14 protein-coding genes are annotated in these 16,575 nt (G+C 72.0%); 3 read left to right on the forward strand and 11 right to left on the reverse strand.

Annotation, left to right across the window (positions count from 1 at the left end):
- Window position 1 precedes the first annotated feature (1 nt).
- Together ACOOHC_RS11995 and ACOOHC_RS12000 are read right to left on the reverse strand one after the other, a co-directional pair.
- A complete protein-coding gene (locus ACOOHC_RS11995) occupies window positions 2-2,590 on the reverse strand; it encodes a DNA translocase FtsK (RefSeq protein WP_420450638.1) in 2,589 nt (862 codons plus the stop codon).
- 75 nt (window positions 2,591-2,665) lie between these two features.
- A complete protein-coding gene (locus ACOOHC_RS12000) occupies window positions 2,666-3,274 on the reverse strand; it encodes a hypothetical protein (protein ID WP_420450639.1) in 609 nt (202 codons plus the stop codon).
- A gap of 55 nt (window positions 3,275-3,329) precedes the next feature.
- Here ACOOHC_RS12000 and ACOOHC_RS12005 point away from each other — a divergent pair, with 55 nt between their 5' ends.
- On the forward strand, window positions 3,330-3,809 hold the full coding sequence (locus tag ACOOHC_RS12005; protein WP_420450640.1) for a hypothetical protein: 480 nt from the start codon (window positions 3,330-3,332) through the stop codon (window positions 3,807-3,809).
- A gap of 163 nt (window positions 3,810-3,972) precedes the next feature.
- Here the strand turns inward: ACOOHC_RS12005 and ACOOHC_RS12010 are convergent, their stop codons facing one another.
- The 8 genes from ACOOHC_RS12010 to ACOOHC_RS12045 all read right to left on the reverse strand — a co-directional run bounded on the left by ACOOHC_RS12010 (window position 3,973) and on the right by ACOOHC_RS12045 (window position 13,767).
- Window positions 3,973-5,790: a ribonuclease J gene (locus ACOOHC_RS12010; protein WP_420450641.1), complete on the reverse strand. Its 1,818-nt coding sequence runs from the start codon at window positions 5,788-5,790 to the stop codon at window positions 3,973-3,975.
- Complete coding sequence (gene dapA, locus ACOOHC_RS12015; RefSeq protein ID WP_420450642.1) at window positions 5,783-6,673, reverse strand: 4-hydroxy-tetrahydrodipicolinate synthase; 891 nt, start codon at window positions 6,671-6,673, stop codon at window positions 5,783-5,785. Before dapA ends, ACOOHC_RS12010 begins: the two co-directional genes overlap by 8 nt.
- Before the next feature lie 87 nt (window positions 6,674-6,760).
- Window positions 6,761-7,297 (reverse strand): MarR family transcriptional regulator, encoded by a 537-nt coding sequence (locus tag ACOOHC_RS12020; protein ID WP_420450643.1) that lies wholly within the window; start codon window positions 7,295-7,297, stop codon window positions 6,761-6,763.
- The gene (locus ACOOHC_RS12025; RefSeq protein WP_420453794.1) at window positions 7,278-8,486 is read right to left on the reverse strand and encodes a lysylphosphatidylglycerol synthase transmembrane domain-containing protein; all 1,209 of its coding nucleotides are present in this window, start codon (window positions 8,484-8,486) and stop codon (window positions 7,278-7,280) included. The genes ACOOHC_RS12020 and ACOOHC_RS12025 overlap by 20 nt, the downstream gene beginning before the upstream one ends.
- A gap of 222 nt (window positions 8,487-8,708) precedes the next feature.
- The gene (locus ACOOHC_RS12030; RefSeq protein ID WP_420450644.1) at window positions 8,709-10,139 is read right to left on the reverse strand and encodes an NAD-dependent malic enzyme; all 1,431 of its coding nucleotides are present in this window, start codon (window positions 10,137-10,139) and stop codon (window positions 8,709-8,711) included.
- Between the two features lie 73 nt (window positions 10,140-10,212).
- The gene (locus ACOOHC_RS12035; protein WP_420450645.1) at window positions 10,213-11,067 is read right to left on the reverse strand and encodes a molybdopterin-dependent oxidoreductase; all 855 of its coding nucleotides are present in this window, start codon (window positions 11,065-11,067) and stop codon (window positions 10,213-10,215) included.
- Window positions 11,064-11,993 (reverse strand): cytochrome b/b6 domain-containing protein, encoded by a 930-nt coding sequence (locus ACOOHC_RS12040; RefSeq protein ID WP_420450646.1) that lies wholly within the window; start codon window positions 11,991-11,993, stop codon window positions 11,064-11,066. Before ACOOHC_RS12040 ends, ACOOHC_RS12035 begins: the two co-directional genes overlap by 4 nt.
- A gap of 130 nt (window positions 11,994-12,123) precedes the next feature.
- Window positions 12,124-13,767 (reverse strand): long-chain fatty acid--CoA ligase, encoded by a 1,644-nt coding sequence (locus ACOOHC_RS12045; RefSeq protein WP_420450647.1) that lies wholly within the window; start codon window positions 13,765-13,767, stop codon window positions 12,124-12,126.
- 41 nt (window positions 13,768-13,808) lie between these two features.
- On the opposite strand from ACOOHC_RS12045, the gene ACOOHC_RS12050 reads away from it, so the two are divergent.
- Both ACOOHC_RS12050 and tpx read left to right on the forward strand, forming a co-directional pair.
- The gene (locus ACOOHC_RS12050) at window positions 13,809-14,522 is read left to right on the forward strand and encodes a hypothetical protein (RefSeq protein ID WP_420450648.1); all 714 of its coding nucleotides are present in this window, start codon (window positions 13,809-13,811) and stop codon (window positions 14,520-14,522) included.
- Window positions 14,523-14,563: 41 nt separating this feature from the next.
- On the forward strand, window positions 14,564-15,058 hold the full coding sequence (gene tpx / locus ACOOHC_RS12055; protein ID WP_420450649.1) for a thiol peroxidase: 495 nt from the start codon (window positions 14,564-14,566) through the stop codon (window positions 15,056-15,058).
- Between the two features lie 96 nt (window positions 15,059-15,154).
- Here the strand turns inward: tpx and ACOOHC_RS12060 are convergent, their stop codons facing one another.
- A complete protein-coding gene (locus tag ACOOHC_RS12060; RefSeq protein WP_420450650.1) occupies window positions 15,155-16,528 on the reverse strand; it encodes a glycosyl hydrolase family 18 protein in 1,374 nt (457 codons plus the stop codon).
- Window positions 16,529-16,575 lie beyond the last annotated feature (47 nt).

Below are 16,575 nucleotides of genomic sequence, written 5' to 3' on the forward strand. Positions count from 1 at the left end.
GTCACACCTGGCCCCGCTGCTGGAGCAGCTCGAACTCCTCGACCGTCATCAGCACCGACCGGGCCTTGGAGCCCTCGCTCGGGCCGACCACGCCACGCTGCTCGAGGAGGTCCATGATCCTCCCGGCGCGCGCGAAGCCGACCTTGAGCTTGCGCTGCAGCATCGAGGTCGAGCCGAGCTGGCTGCGCACGACGAGCTCCATCGCCTGGCGCATCATCGCGGTGTCCTCGTCCTCCTCGGCGGCCGAGAAGGCGTTGGCGTCGGACGTGACGTCGAGCGCCGAGGCATCCATCGCGCCCGGCGGTGCCGCGGACGGCGCCGGCGGCGTGAGCGCCGGTGAGCTCATCGCGCTCGGTGCATCGGCCGAGCCCTCGCCGCCCGCCTCGATCTCGGCGGACGTGACGGGCTCGGGTGACTGCTCCTTCCAGTGCGCGACCACCTCGCGCACCTCCTCCTCGGTGATGAACGCTCCCTGGATGCGGTTGGCGACCGAGGAGTTGCCCGGGAGCAGGAGCATGTCGCCCTTGCCGACGAGCTTGTCCGCGCCCGGCTGGTCGAGGATGACGCGCGAGTCGGTGAGGCTCGAGACGGCGAACGCCATGCGCGCGGGGATGTTCGCCTTGATCACGCCGGTGATGACGTTGACCGACGGCCGCTGGGTCGCGACGATCAGGTGGATGCCGACCGCGCGGGCCTTCTGCGCGATGCGGGTGATCGACTCCTCGACGTCGCGCGCGGCCACCATCATCAGGTCGTTCAGCTCGTCGACCACCACCACGATGTACGGCATGTGCTCGTACACCGGCGGCGCGTCGGGATCGGTCCCGGGAGGCTGGTCGATCCTGCCGGCGGCGAACGCCCGGTTGTAGCCGGAGATGTCGCGGTAGCCGACCTCGGAGAGCACGTCGTAGCGGCGCTCCATCTCCTTGACCGCCCAGCCGAGCGCGTTCGCGGCCTTCTTGGGGTCGGTCACCGGCTGGGTCAACAGGTGCGGCAGGCGCTGGTACTGGCCCATCTCGACCTGCTTGGGGTCGATCAGGATGAGGCGCACGTCGTCGGGGGTGGTCCGCATCAGCAGCGACGTGATGATGCAGTTCAGCCCGCTCGACTTGCCGGCTCCGGTCGCTCCGGCGATCAGCAGGTGGGGGGTCGCGGCGAGGTCGAGCATCACCGTGCGCCCGGCGATGTCCTTGCCGACGGCCACCTCGAGCGGCTCGACCGCCGAGCGCGCCTCGTCGGAGGTCAGCAGGTCGCCGAGCGCGACGAGCTGGCGCTCGTGGTTCGGGACCTCGACGCCGATGGCGGAGCGGCCCGGGATCGGGGCGAGGATGCGCACGTCGGTGGCGGCCATCGCGTAGGCGATGTCCTTCTGCAGGTTGGTCACCTTCGACACCTTGACCCCGTGGCCGAGCTCGAGCTCGTAGCGGGTCACCGTCGGACCGACGGTCATGCCGATCAGCTCGGTCTCGACGTTGTGCGACGCCAGCGATCCCTGCAGCGTCTCGCCGCGCCGGGCGATGGCGGCGCGATCGACCTTCTTCTCGCCCGGCGTGAGCAGCATCGTCATCGGAGGCAGGACCCAGTCGCCGGCCTCCTTCGGGTCGTCGTCGACGCTCGTGCGCCGCTTCGAGCGGGTCGCGGCCGGACGCTTCCGAGGCGGCGGCGCCCCGTCGGCTCCCTCGGGAGCGACCACACCGCCGTCGGACTCGAAGTCGTACAGCTCGGGGGGGCCGCCCGCACCGTCGGAGGGAGCCAGCGCCTCGCCGTGGACCCTGGTCGGCCCGTGGTCGACCGTCGGCGCGCCGTCCAGCTGCGCCTGGTCGTAGAGCGCCGTGGCGTCCATCACCCCCGTCGCGTCGCGGTCGCTGCTGAGGGTGGTGATGTTGCCGATCCCCGAGCGGGCGGCGCGACCGAGCGGCCGCAGCAGGCCGTTCAGGAACCCGCCGGTCTGCTCGGCCATCGTGCGCAGGGAGGTCTGGGTGATGAGCAGCAGCCCGCCCACGAGCACGGCCACGAGCACCACGACCGTGCCCGTCGTCGCGATCCCGGCGGCGAGGGGCTCGGCGAGGCCCGCTCCGACCCAGCCACCGGCGTCGCCGTAGCGGTCGAACCCCTCCGCAGCCTCGTCTCGGCGCACGAGGTGCACCAGGCCGAGCACGCTCGCGATCACGGCCACCCACGCGAGGGCGAGCCGGGTGGGGCTGTACGACCGGCCGCTTCGCACGAACGAGACACCCACGGCACCGACCGCGAGCGGGATGGCGTACCGGCCGATGCCGAAGAACCACCCGATCAGGGTGTCGACGCCGCTGCCGACCGGCCCGGCCGTCTGGAGGTAGATCGCGAGCCCGAGCAGCACGGCCAGGCCGAGCAGGCCCAGGCCGAGCAGCTCGTGGGAGCGCTCCGGGGGATCTCCGCGGCCGTCGGCCGGGAGCCGCTCGGTGCGGTCGGTGGAGGGTGGGGTGGCGTCACGGACCGCGCGTGCCGAGCGCGACGTGCGCGACGTCTTCGACGACGGATCGAGGCGCGTCGAGCGCTTGCCCGACGACGCGCCGTCCGAGTTCTTGCCCGACGGGCCCCAGGTAGCCATGACGATCGCCACCGTACCAACCGGGTGCCGCGGGGTCGTGGAGACCCGCGCGGGCCGATGACGCGTCGGGGCACCTCAGCGGGGGTCGACGGCGCGGATCTCCCCGCCGGGACCGACCTCGACGTCGAGCAGGCCGCCGGCGCTCGAGCGGGCGAGCACCACGTAGGTCGCTCCCGACCCGGCGCCGTAGACGCTCAGCGACTCGACCGTCGCCGTCGGGAGCTCGGAGGCGACGCCGTCGAGCACGGACCCCGCCTCGAACGCCACGTCGTCGAGGCCGAAGGTCCGACCCGACGCACCCTCGCGGCGCGGCGCCGGGGGTTGCAGCTCGCCGTCGAGGAAGGCGTACGCGATCACGGCGGTCTCGTCGTCGACGGCGACGAACACGTTGGTCACCCGAGGATCCGCGGTCACCTCGAAGTAGCGCTGCGCGCCGCCTCGTTCGGCCTCGACCGCCTCGAGCGCCGCACGGACGGTCGACAGCCAGCCGGCGGCGGGCTCCGCCGGGTCGCCGTCGGCTCCGCCGCCGGGCTCGGCGGTCGAGCCGGACCCGAGCACGGACGGCACGGCGTCCCCCGACGTGGGGTCGCTCCCGGAGCCCGAGCTGCACGAGGCGACGGCCAGGGCCACCGCCGCGACCGTCGACACCGACGTCCACCGCCGGTTGGAGGAGCGCTCGACCACCGGTGCCGAGGGTATTGGCCGGGCGACGACCGACCACCGCGGTACCGTTCGCCCGGTGGGCGACCGACGGAGAGCACCTCGACGGCTGGCCGTCGCGCTGGCCGTCATCGTCGGGTGGTGCGCGATCCTGCTGTTCGCCTGGGCGCTGCGCCCGATCGACGACACCGTCCCCGTGGTGATCGACCCGGCCGGACCGCTCGCGGACGTCGGGCCGATCGAACGGGCCCGGGTCGTGGCCGACAACCCCCGCGACCAGGTCGTCGAGTGCCTCGGCCTGTTCGACTCCGCCGCCCGCGACGACTCCGAGCCGCTCCCCGCCCTCGCCGAGGGATTCGTGTACGGCCGCGCCCCGTGCGACGAGGTGCACACCGGCGCGCGCCTCGCCTTCGCGCTCAACAGCGCGCTGGCGGTCGTCGCGCTCGGGGCGTGGATCGCGCTCGCGCTGAGAGCGGCCGGCCGGCTCGGCGGGCGGGACCCGGGTCGCGACGATCCGGCGCGCGAGACCGAACGGTCGCGCGCACGATCGCACGGCTAGCGAGTCGTGCGGGCCGCAGCGTCGTGCCGGCCACGCATCGAACCGGCTGCGCATCGAACCGGCTGCGCATCGATCCGGGGCGACACCGGCGCCGGCCGGGGACCCGAAGAGGAGGCCGGGCCGAGGCTCCCGCGCCCGGGTGCGACGCCTCGACGCGCTCCGCTCAGGCCTCCATCACGACGGGCACGATCATCGGACGGCGCTTGGTGCGCTCGCTGACGAACTTGCCCGTGGCCCGGCGCGCCTCGCGCTCGAGCTGCTCGACGTCGCGGATGCCGTCGGCGAGCGCACGCTCGAGCGAGGCGGCCAGGGTGTCGCACGCCTCGTCGAGGAGGTCCTCGGCCTCCGGGGCGTAGACCCAGCCGCGGGTGATGATCTCCGGCTGGACGAGGACCTTGCCGGTCTGGGTGTCGACCGTCGACACGACGACGACCACACCCTCCTCGGCGAGCTTGCGCCGGTCGCGCAGCACCCCGTTGCCGACGTCACCGACGATCCCGTCGACGTAGAGGTACCCGGACGGCACCCGCCCGGTCGGGCGCAGGCCGTCCGCGGTGAGCTCGATGACGTCGCCGTCCTCGCACTGGATGATGCGGTTCGCCGGCACCCCCATCAGCTCGCCGAGCTTCGCGTTGGCCACCATGTGGCGGTACTCGCCGTGGACCGGCACGAACCACTCGGGGCCGACGATCGACAGGTAGGTCTTGATGTCGTCGGCCTGGGCGTGGCCGGTCGCGTGGACGTCGAGGACGCCGGAGTGCACGACCTCGGCCCCGAGGCGCAGCAGGCCGTCGATCACCTTGTTGACGTTGCCCTCGTTGCCCGGGATCGCGTGGCTCGACAGCACGACGGTGTCGTGGTCGGTCAGCTTCAGCCAGCGGTTCTCGCCGCGCGCCATCAGGCCGAGCGCCGACATCGGCTCGCCCTGCGACCCGGTCGAGATGATGCAGATCTCACCGGGGTCGTAGCGGTCGACCTCCTCGATGTCGATCAGCGACGACTCGGGGATCGTGAACACGCCGAGGTCGAGGCCGAGGCGGATGTTCTTCTTCATGCTCAGCCCGAGGGTCGCGACCTTGCGGCCCTCCTCGACGGCGGCATCCGCGATCTGCTGGATGCGGTGGATGTGGCTCGCGAAGCTCGCGGTGATGATCCGCCGACCGCGCTGCTGGGCGAACAGGCCGCGCAGCACCCCCCCGACGTTCGTCTCGCTCGGGGCGTAGCCGGGCTCCTCGGCGTTCGTCGAGTCGCTCATCAGCAGTCGGATGCCCTCGGACTTGGCGAGCTGGCCGATCCGGGCGAGGTCCGCGCGCCGGTCGTCGACCGGGGTGAGGTCGATCTTGAAGTCGCCCGAGTGCAGGACCACCCCCTGCGCGGTGTGCACCGCGATCGCGTGGGCGTGGGGCACCGAGTGGGTGACCGGGATGAACTCGACGAGCAGCGATCCGATGTCGATCTGGTCGCCGTCGGACACCGGGCGCATGTCGATCTTCGGCATCAGGCCGGCTTCCTCGATGCGGTTGCGGGCGAGGCCGAGGGCGAGCTTCGAGCCGTACACGGGCAGCGGTTCGTCGCGCAGGTCGCCGATCCCGTCGCCGTCGCGCATCAGGTACTGGATGGCGCCGATGTGGTCCTCGTGGCCGTGCGTCAGCACGATCGCCTGCAACCGGTGGGCGTTCTCCTTCAGGTAGCTGAAGTCGGGGAGGATGAGGTCGACCCCGTGCATGTTCGCGTCGGGGAACATCAGACCGCAGTCGATGAGCATCATCGTGCGATCCGGGTCGTCGGCCGCGCCCTGCTCGACGACCATGCAGTTGCGACCGATCTCACCGAGCCCACCGAGGAACACGATCCGCACCGGGACCTCGGGGTCGAGGGGGGCGGTCATCGGCTGCGAGCGCGCCGAGCGGGCCCGCTCACCCGATCCCCTCGACCCCGCGGACCTCTTCGTCGCGTTCGACTTCTTCGTTCTGTCAGCCACGGGCGGCCACCAATCGGTCGTAGACCTCGCGGGCCTGTTCGTCGAGACCCTCGGGTGGGGGTCCCAGGGGGAGGCGTGCGTCGCCGACCTCGTGGCCGAGCGTGCGCAGCATCGTCTTCGTCGGGATGGGGTTCGGGGTCACGTCCCCGGTCTCGAAGGCGTAGCTCTCGAGCTGGCGGTGGTTGACGCGCCGGGCCTCGGTGGCGTCACCGGAGTCCCACGCGTCGAACATCGCGACGTGATCGGGGGCGCACCAGTGGGTGGCGACCCCGATCGCGCCGACGGCGCCCACCGCGAGCAGCGGGAGGGTCATCGGGTCGTCGCCGGCGTACACCTCGAAGTCGGACGGTGCCTCGTGGATCACCGCGGCGGTGGTCCCCGGGTCCTTCGCGGCGTCCTTCAGGGCGACGATGTTGCGCACGTCGCGGGCGAGCGAGACGATCAGCTCGCTGTCGATCTTGCGGCCGGTGCGCCCCGGCACGTCGTACAGCACCACGGGCAGGTCGGTGGTGCCGGCGATCGCTCGCATGTGGGCGTCGATGCCGGCCTGGGACGGGCGGCTGTAGTACGGGCACACGGCGAGGATCCCGGCCACGCCGAGCTTCGCGGCCTCCGCCGTCAAGCCGATGTCATGGCGGGTGTTCGATCCGGTCGTCCCGGCGATCACCGGCACGTCGACGGCGCCGACGACCGCCTCGAACAGCGACAGCTTCTCGTCGATCGACAGGGTCGGGGACTCGCCCGTCGTCCCGGCGACGACCAGCCCCTCGTTGCCCTCCTCGACCAGCCAGCGCGCCAGCGTGGCGGCCGCGTCGAGGTCGAGCTCGCCACGCTCGTCGAAGGGGGTCACCATCGCGGTGAGCACGCGACCGAAGCGCGCCATCAGCGATCCTCGAGGTTCCGGGTCACGTCCACGGTCGCCCAACCTACGGGATCGTCCCGCGCTTGCGCGCCGTCGCCACCGTGGGCGTCAGTACGACCCTTCCTCGTCGCGGTCGATGCCCTGGGTGAGGATCAGGTCCTCGTGCAGCTCCATCCACACGTCGTGGTAGCTGTTGCACATCACCCCGGTGAACTTCTTGGTGTCGCCGGCGCGCACCTCGTCGAGCACGGAATCGAGGCGACCGGCGTAGGGCTCGAGGCGATCGAAGGAGTCGCCCATCGAGGCGACGATCGGACGTGCCCGCTCGTGCAGCGTGGCGAGGCGGTGGACGACCTCGGCGTCGTAGGCCTCGTCGCTGTGGTCGTTGGGGTGACCGTCGCGCAGCTGCCAGTCGCCGCACAGCTCCTTGAACCTCGAGTTCACCTCGACGAACTCCGGGTACCGACCCGACAGCTCGTCCCTCGCGTCCACGCCGTCGAGGTCGGCCTCGAGGTGCTCGCCGTGGGCGACGCGCCCGTCGGGCGTGAGCTGCCACAGACCACGGTTCTCACGGAACGTCACGTACCCCGAGTCGGACAGCTTCCGCAGGTGCAGCTCGACGTCGTCACGCGGCAGCCCCGTCATCTCGCACAGGGTGTCGGCGGCGGCGAAGCCCTTCACCCGCAGGGCGTGGAACGTCTGGAACTGAGGGGTCGACGGATGTCCCATGGGCGACGAGCTTCGCGTGCGGAGCGTCCCCGCTGCGAACCCGCCGACCGCGCCACAGCACGTACAGCAGCGCGCCGAAGGCGATCGGGACGACGTAGGTGACGAAGCGGTAGACGAGGACGCCGGCGAGGGCGCTCGTGGTGTCCACCCCGGCCGCGACGAGGGCGCCCGTCGCCCCGGCCTCGACCACGCCGACGCCACCGGGGGTGGGGGCGAAGGTCCCGAGCAGGTGGGTGATGAAGAACACGCGGAAGAACTCGGTCGTCCCCAGCTCGTCGCCGACCCCGAGCGAGCGCAGGGCGAGGAGCAGGATCATCGAGCCGCACGCCTGGGCGACCATCGTGCGCGCGAGCAGCGACCACGGGCGGCGGGCGATCGCGCAGGTCTGCCGACGGACCTCGGCGACACCGGCCGCCGGGTCGTGGTTCGCCATCGACGGAACGCGCGACGCGAGCCGCGTCCAGAGCGCTCGCACCCGCCGCTCCGACCAGCGCTCGAGTCGGTCCGAGCGCAGCACGCCCCACCAGAACAGGGCGGAGCCGACGAGGACCGAGGCGATCACGGCGAGGATCGCGATGTCGGTCCGATCGACCCGGCGCTGGGTGAGATCGATCGAGAGCGCGGCGACGGGGAGCAGCCAGGTCACGAACGTCGTGGCGATGCCGTACGCGATCAGCATCGAGGCGAACCGCGTGGAGCGGATGCCGCCCTCGCGGGCGATCGACCAGCGCACGGCGGTCCCCAGCGCTCCGCCGAACGGCACGCCCTTGCTCACCGCGGTGCCGACGTCGTGGATCGTGACCGCGCTGCGCAGCGACACGTCGTCGCCGAGCAGGCTGCGGACGATGTCCGCACGGGCCCAGCGCTCGTAGACGGTGAGGGCGAGCAGCCCGATCAGCGCGACGGCGGAGAGCCGGGAGATCTGCCCGAGCGCACCGGTGATCGTCGCTCGCTGCAGGACGATCCCGGTGACCAGGGCCGCGACGAGGGCCGTGGCGGCGACCCCCCGCCACAGGGCGGTGCGATCTCGCGCGCCGTCGTCTCCGTCACCGTCGGTCACCGCGTCGGCCGCGTCGACGACGAGAGCCGTCGGGCCCGCCAGCATGCTCACAGCGGCAACCTACGGGGCTCGATCGTGGCGCGCGCCGTCGTCGTCGGGGTGTTCACACCTTCGTCATCGACCGTGCGCGGCCGGAACTGGAGCGCGTCGATGCGACCTCGCCGGAACGTCGGCGCGCCGGAGCGGCCGGGGGCGGTTCCGGATCGCTCGGCTCGGGTCCGATCGGACCGCGACGCCTTGGACCGCGACGCCTCGGACCGCGACGCCTCAGACCGCCCCGGGTCGCGCCGATCCGTCGAGACGGCACACGCCGTCGATCCGGGCGGCGGCGGCGACCGCCGCGGCGACGCGCGTCGAGACGCCGGGATCGAAGACCGACGGCATGATGTTGTCCTCGCGGAGCTCGTCGTCGCCGACCGAGGCGGCGATCGCGGCCGCGGCGGCGAGCTTCATGCCCTCGGTGATGTCCGACGCGCACGCGTCCAGGGCGCCACGGAAGATCCCCGGGAAGGCCAGCACGTTGTTGATCTGGTTGGGGTAGTCGCTGCGCCCGGTGCCCATCACCCGGACGTGACCGGACACGAGCTCGGGGAGGATCTCCGGATCGGGGTTGGCCATCGCGAACACGACCGCGTCGTGGTTCATCGCCCTCACGTCCGCGACGCTCAAGATGTCGGGGGCGCTCACGCCGATGAACACGTCGGTCCCCCCCATCACGTCGCTCAACGCTCCCCGCTTCCCGTCGGGGTTGGTGTTCTCGGCGAACCACTGCTTCCACCGGTTGAGGCCGTCGCGACCGTCGTAGACCGCGCCGCGGCTGTCGACCCCCACGATCTCGCCGACCCCCGCCCCGAGCAGGATCTTGCCGATCGCGACGCCGGCCGCACCGACCCCGGAGACGACGATCGACAGCTCGGACATCTTCTTGCCGGTGATCCGCAGCGCGTTCTCGACCGCGGCGAGGGTGACGACGGCGGTGCCGTGCTGATCGTCGTGGAAGACGGGGATGTCGAGGCGCTCCTTGAGGGCCTCCTCCACCTGGAACGCTCCGGGCGCCGCGATGTCCTCGAGGTTGATGCCGCCGAAGGTCGGTGCGAGGCGGACGACCGTCTCGATGACCTCCTCCGGGCTGTCGGTGTCGATGCAGATGGGGAACGCGTCGACCCCGGCGAAGGACTTGAACAGCAGCGCCTTGCCCTCCATCACCGGCATCGCGGCCTTCGGTCCGATGTCGCCGAGGCCGAGCACGGCCGATCCGTCGGACACGATCGCGACGGTGTTGCGCCGGATGGTGTACACGTCGGCCAGCGCCTCGTCGTCGGCGATCGCGTTGCACACCCGGGCCACCCCGGGGGTGTAGGCCATCGACAGGTCGTCCTGGTCGCCGACCGGAGCGAGCGGGAGCACCTCGATCTTGCCCCCCTCGTGCATCCTGAAGGTGCGGTCGTACCAGGTCTCGAGGGTCACGCCGTCGACGGTCCCGACCGCGGCGACGACCTGGGCCTGGTGGTCGACGCTGGTGCAGCTCACCACGATCTGGCGCTGCAGCAGCGCTCCCTTCGCGACGAAGCCCTCGATCGCGAAGATGTTCCCGCCGGCGGCCCCGATCGCCGAGCACAACCGACCGAGCACCCCGGGGACGTTGGAGAGCGTCACGTCGAGGGTGATCGAGTACTGGGTGGCCGTGGGCTTCGACATCCGCCGAACCGTAGTGGTGACGGCGCGCGCCGACACGTCCCGCTCCCGGCGCGCGACGGGCCGGGCGCCGGGGTCAGAACCCGGCGTGGTGGTCGTAGCCGCGCTCGGTCCAGTAGTCGTCGGGCACCGAGCGGGTGAACTCGATCGTGGCGACCTGCTTGAGCTGCTTGATCCCGTACTTGAGCGGCGTCGCCAGTCGCAGCGGGGCACCGTGCAGCGTGGTGAGCTCGTCGTCGTTGAGCCGCCACGCGAGGAGGGTCTGGTCGTGCATCATCGTGAAGCGGTCGACACCGACGTAGTAGGCGCCGTCGACGGTGCGCAGCGACACGTGCTCCCAGTCGTCCTCGCCCGGGGCGAAGCTCGCGACGAAGTCGGAGAACCGCGTCCCGGTCCAGCTGACGATGCTGCTCCACCCCTCGATGCACTTGTGCTCCCAGACCAGCTGGCGAGGCTCGAGGGCGCGGACCTCGTCGATCGCGACCGAGCGGATCGGTCGGCCGCCCACGCCGAGCACCTCGATCTCGTACTCCGGGGTCGGGGCCTCGTCGTCGAGGCCGATGCGACCGTTGACGCGCAGCTCCTCGCGGTCGTCGAGCGAGAAGGTGCGCGCGGAGGCCGACGAGCGCTCGAGGCTCGTCCACACCGACTCGTTGACGTTCAGGCCACGACGCAGCAGGTCGGGGATGCGACGGTCGGAGGGCCGGTTCTGGAGCTGGTGGAACCCGGCGGCGCCGAGGGCGCCGAGACCGGCGAACGCGAGGAACGATCGGCGCGATCGGCGCCGGTGGTCGTCGGCGGAGATGATCTCGCCGTCGTCGGTCGCCTCGCGCAGCGCCCGCTCGCGCGCCGCGGCGTCGCGATCGCGGGCGCCGCCGGCCCACCGGCTCGACCCGGCGGCTTCGTCGTCGGTGCGGTCGTCGTGGTTCACGTCGTGACCTCCCGGTCGTCGTGGGCGTCGAGGTGGCGGTCGGGCGCGTCGGCGGCGTCGCGCTCTCGACGATCGGCGTCGAGCACGTCGGCGTCACGTGCGTCGGCGTCACGTGCGTCGGCGTCGGGGTCGGACGGGCCGAAGGCCGACGGAGGGGCGACCTCGGGGTCGTGGCGGTCCGCCAGCCGGTACCCGGTCACCATCGAGGCGAAGTTGCCCCACCCCGCTCGCACGACCTGCAGCACGTGCACGAAGAAGAACGCGAGCAGCAGGATGGTGGCCGAGAAGTGGACGAAGCGCGCCGTGTCGTAGCCGCCGAGGACGGTGACCAGGAACGAGAGCTGCACCGGCTTGTAGATCGCGAACCCGCTGGCGACCAGCAGGGCGGAGATCACCCACACGGCGCTGTAGGTGAGCTGCTGCATCGGGTTGTACTTGCCCTGGACGGGAGCCTCGCGGCGCAGGTGCAGGTCGTGGGCGAGGCTGCGGCCGGCGTCCGCGAGCGAGCGTCGATCGGGGACGATGCGGCGCCACCCGCCCCGCCAGGCCAGCGACAGGGTCCACAGGACCCCGTTGATCACGAACAGCCACCCGAAGACGAGGTGGAACGCGAGCCCCTTGGCGAGGCGGCGGTCGAGCTCGAAGAACCCCTCGACCGACTCCGGCCAGAACTCGAGCAGCTGGAGCCCGCCGACGCCGAGGGCGTACGGGTCGCGCACGTCGGCCCAGTAGATGCGCATCCCGCTCCAGATCATCACCATCAGCACCGGGAAGTTGACCCAGTGCATCCAGCGCAGAGCCAGGCCGTGCTTCTCCTTCGCGACGCGCTCGCCCGACGCGTCGGCCCCGCCCGGCGCGTCGCTCTCGCCGTTCGGGCCGCCGGTGTCGGTGTCACCCGTCGCCGGGTGGTCCGTCGTCTCGCTCACCCCACGAGCCTCCCACGTCCTCACCGGGCGGCGGGCGGATCCCGACGATCGTTCGGCGCCCGTTTCGACTTCGGTTCGCCGGCGTTCCCCGGAGCGGGCCCGCGACGCTCGCCGGGGACGTCGCCGCCGCTCAGTCGGCCATCAGTGCGTCGTCGTAGACCTCGCGCAGGTCCTTCTTGGAGAACTTGCCGACGCTCGTCTTGGGGACCTCGTCGATCCACACCACGCCCTTGGGGAGCTGCCACTTGGCGACCTTGCCCTCCAGGAAGCCGAGGATGTCGTCCTCGCTCGGATCGGCTCCGCTCGCGCGCACGACGCAGGCGAGCGGGGCCTCCCCCCACTTGGGGTGCCGCACGCCGATCACCGCTGCCTCGGCCACGTCGGGGTGCGCCATGATCTCGTTCTCCAGCTCGACGGAGCTGATCCACTCCCCGCCCGACTTGATCAGGTCCTTCGTCCGATCGACGAGGGTGATCCGACCGCGGTCGGTCACCGTGGCCACGTCGCCGGTCTTCAGCCAGCCGTCGTCGGTGAAGCTCTCCGAGCTGCGCGGGTCGTCGTAGTAGTCCGCCGCGATCCAGTTGCCGCGGCACTGGAGCTCGCCGCTCGACTCGCCGTCCCACGGGATCGGTTCGCGGGTGTCGGGATCGACCACCCGCGCCTCGGAGCCGAACGTGATCCGCCCGACCTGCGTGCGCAGCTCGGCCTGCTCCTCGACCGACAGGTCCCGCTGGTCGCTGTCGAGGTGGCAGACCGCGGCGATCGGGCTGGTCTCGGTCATCCCCCACGCCTGGAGGATCGGCAGGCCGAGCTGCTCGCGGTAGCCCTCCGACAGCGAGCGTGGCACCGCCGAGCCCCCGCACGGGATCGAGCGCAGCGACGAGGTGTCCGCGCCCTCCAGCTCGGGGAGCACCGCCATCCAGATGGTCGGCACCCCGGCCGCCACCGTCACCCGGTGGTCCACGATCAGCGCGGCGAGGGCGGGACCCGACAGGTCGGGCCCGGGCATCACGAGGGAGGCGCCGGTCGCCACCGCGGCGTGGGCGAGACCCCACGCGTTGGCGTGGAACATCGGCACGACCGGGAGGATGACGTCGGACTCGCGCGCACCGAGGCTGTCGACGGTCATCGCGCCCATCGTGTGCAGGAAGGTCGAGCGGTGGGTGTAGACGACGCCCTTCGGGTTGCCGGTGGTCCCGCTCGTGTAGCACATGCTCGCCGCGCGGTGCTCGTCGGTGATCTCGGGCCACTCCACCGGCTCGGCGGCCGAGAGCAGCTCCTCGTAGTCGTGGATCCGCACCTCCCCCCCGCCGGCGGCGTCGAGGCCGTCGGGGATCTCGCCTGCGCCGTCGTCCATGATCACCAGGTGCCGCAGGTTCTCGAAGGTGCCCATCAGCGGGGCGAGCAGACCGAGCAGGGACCTGTCGGCGAAGATCACCTCGTCGTCGGCGTGGTTGACGATGTAGGTGAGCTGCTCGGGGAACAGCCGGATGTTCAGCGTGTGCAGGACGCGACCGGTGCAGGGGGCGGCGAAGTACAGCTCGAGGTGGCGTGCGGTGTTCCACGCGAAGGTGGCGACGCGCCCGTCGTCGGAGATGCCCAGGGTGTCGAGGACGCCGCCGAGCTGCCGGGTCCGCCGGGCCCAGGCGGCGTAGTCCTGGCGCTCGGTGCCGTCGCCGGTGGCGGTCACGATCTCCTTGTGACCGAAGTACTTCTCGGCACGCTCGAAGAGGTGGTTGATCGTCAGCGGCACGTCCTGCATCAATCCCTGCATGAGCGCAGAACGTACCGCACGACGGCTACCGTGATCCGTTCGTGAGCGACGCCGACGGCACCCGTGACGCGGCCGCCGCGCCCTCGGCCCCGGCTCCGCTCCCCGACCCGGTCGGCGAGCCGTTCGACCCGGCGACGGGCGCCCCGGTCCCACCCGTGGAGCGGCCGTGGTGGGCACCGCTGACCCTCGTCGCGTTCGTCGCGCTCGTGGTGTGCACCAACGTGGCGAACGTCGTGTGGGCGAGGTGGATCGGCGACCACCCCGAGCGCGTCCTCGCGCTGTCGTCGCGCAACCGCTACCTGGCGCTCGCCCTCACCTCGGGGGTGTCGATCCCGGCCTACGTGGCGATCGCGACGGCTCGGATCGGCGCCGCGTTCGTCGTGTGCCACCTGATCGGGCGCGCCTACGCCGAGGACGCGATCGCGCTGTTCAAGCGGTACCTCGGCTTCAACGACGACGCCGAGCGGACCTTCGACCGGGGGTTCGAGAAGGCCGAGTGGGCGCTGATCCCGCTGTTCGCGGGTTCGAACATCGTGGCCGTGCTGAGCGGTGTGCGGCGCACCCCGCTGCCGAAGGTGCTCGGCCTGCTGGCGGTCGGCATCGCAGGTCGACTGGCCGTGATGTGGTGGTTGGCCCAGGCCTTCGAGGACCAGCTGCTCGACCTGCTCGAGGTGATCACCCGGTACCAGTGGTGGTTCATCGCGGCGTCGCTCGTGCTCGTGGTGGTCGCGAACGCCCGCAACCTGCGTCGCTGAGCGCTCGTTGCCGGCGGGCCGGCGCCACGTAGGGTGCGGGGATGGCTGAAGTCACCCTCGGGGGCAACCCCGTCCACACGTCCGGCGACCTCCCCGAGGTCGGAAGCTCGGCTCCGTCGTTCACCCTCACCGGGAACGACCTCGGCGAGGTCTCCGAGTCCGCCTTCGGCGGCAAGAACCTGATCATCAACATCTTCCCCTCGGTCGACACCCCGACGTGCGCGACCAGCGTCCGCACGTTCAACGAGCGCGCGGCGAGCCTCGACGACACCGCCGTGCTGTGCGTGTCGGCCGACCTGCCGTTCGCGCAGAGCCGCTTCTGCGGCGCCGAGGGCCTCGAGAACGTCTCGACCGCGTCGACCTTCCGATCGTCGTTCGCCGACGACTACGGCGTGCGGCTGACCGACGGCCCCCTCGCCGGGGTGTGCGCTCGCGCCGTGGTGGTCGTCGGGGCCGACGGGAACGTCAAGCACACCGAGATGGTCTCCGAGATCGCGCAGGAGCCCGACTACGACGCCGCCCTCGGGTCGCTCTGACCCACGGAGGGCCGCACCGGCCCTCCACCCGACCCGCCGCCGGGCAGGCCGGTCGTTGCCCGACGACGACGCGCCGTCCGCCGCCGACGGGCGCGCTCAGCGCTCGACGACGGGGAGCAGCTCGTCCCACACGTCGTCGTCGTCGAACCCCAGCGCCCACAGGCTGGCGGCGCCGATGCGGCGGTCGCGGGCGATGTCCATCCGCAGGCGCGCGCCGCGTCCGTCCACGTAGTGCACCCGGCGGCTCTGGACGCAGCTCGCCTCGTCGTCGGCGAAGATGAGCTCGTAGTCGAAGCTCCACTCCCCGGTCACCTCGTCGAACACCGGCGTGGCGCCACGACGCTCCACGAGCTCGTCGACCGTGCGGGCGTTGACCGACGTCGTGTCCTCCAGCACGGTGCCGTCGGGGCAGATCCCGGCGACGCCGAGCGGCCAGTTCCGGCCGTAGATCGCGAGCCCGAGGACGACCTTGTCGGGATCGACCCCGGCGGTGAGCGCGCCGTCGACCGACCGCTCGACGAACTCGAGCGGCGCGATCGGCCCCGGCTCGGCGACGGAGTAGTCGTAGGCCATGATCCGCAGGCGGTCGACGTGGTCGGAGATCGCGCCGTGGTCGTACACCCAGTACCCGCTCGTCGGCGACCGCTCGTCTTCGTAGACGGGAGGGATGCTCACCGTCAGGCTGCGACCGCCCGAGCGCAGCTCGTCCGACAGCTCCTCGACGAACGCGACCCAGGCGGGGCGCGTCGCCGCCCACGTCGACCGGTCGTCGGCGAACGCGAACTGCTCGTAGTCGAGGTCGACCCCGTCGTAGCCGCCCTCGTCGACGAACGACACGAGCGCATCGACGTGTCGGGTCCGCTCGGCGGGGTCGGCCAGGATCGCGGCCATCGCTCCCGGGCCCGTCGCGTCGACCACCGACGGCACGACGCTCGTCCCGGCGTCGCGCGCCGCCGCGACGAACCGCTCGGCTGCGTCGGGGTCGACGTTCGGGCTCACGGTGATGTCCTCGACCCCGGTGGCGTCGAACCAGAACGGCGACACCTCGCGGACGGAGCCCAACCTGCGGGGAGCCTCCTCGAGCGCGTCGTCCAGCGTCCAGTAGGGCACCCACGCGTCGAGCGGGACGGCGTCCGCCGGCGGGGGCCCGTCGCGAGTCGCGACGAGGCCGACCACGGCCGCGGCCGCGACCGCCAGCGCGACGAGGGACGCGAGGGTCGCGGAACGGCGTCGCGACCGAGACGAGGTGCGGTCACCGGTCGCGGGCGGGAGCAGCAGGGGCTCGCCGATCGGCGTCGGGTCGGCCGTCGCCTCGACGGCGTCACCGGTCGGCTCGCCCGGCAGGTCGGTTCCGGGGCCGTCGTCGGGAGCCGGAGGCGCGACCCCTGGGTGGACCTCGCGCCGATCGCCGTCGAACGGGTCGAGCGCGCCGCGGCCCGCCGCCGACGGGGGCAGGCGATCGTCGGTCATCGTCTCGATCCTCGCAGCCCGCACCGTCGATCCCACCGCAGCGCAGG

This window comes from Ilumatobacter sp. (genome assembly GCF_965215205.1).
GTDB lineage: Bacteria > Actinomycetota > Acidimicrobiia > Acidimicrobiales > Ilumatobacteraceae > Ilumatobacter_A.

Coding starts and splice junctions, on each gene's coding strand:
- ACOOHC_RS11995 (WP_420450638.1), bottom strand. CDS start 2,590: ATGGCTACCTGGGGCCCGTCGGGCAAGAACTCGGACGGCGCGTCGTCG.
- dapA (WP_420450642.1), bottom strand. CDS start 6,673: ATGGCGCGCTTCGGTCGCGTGCTCACCGCGATGGTGACCCCCTTCGAC.
- ACOOHC_RS12020 (WP_420450643.1), bottom strand. CDS start 7,297: ATGACGGGGCTGCCGCGTGACGACGTCGAGCTGCACCTGCGGAAGCTG.
- ACOOHC_RS12025 (WP_420453794.1), bottom strand. CDS start 8,486: ATGCTGGCGGGCCCGACGGCTCTCGTCGTCGACGCGGCCGACGCGGTG.
- ACOOHC_RS12030 (WP_420450644.1), bottom strand. CDS start 10,139: ATGTCGAAGCCCACGGCCACCCAGTACTCGATCACCCTCGACGTGACG.
- ACOOHC_RS12045 (WP_420450647.1), bottom strand. CDS start 13,767: ATGCAGGGATTGATGCAGGACGTGCCGCTGACGATCAACCACCTCTTC.
- tpx (WP_420450649.1), top strand. CDS start 14,564: ATGGCTGAAGTCACCCTCGGGGGCAACCCCGTCCACACGTCCGGCGAC.
- ACOOHC_RS12060 (WP_420450650.1), bottom strand. CDS start 16,528: ATGACCGACGATCGCCTGCCCCCGTCGGCGGCGGGCCGCGGCGCGCTC.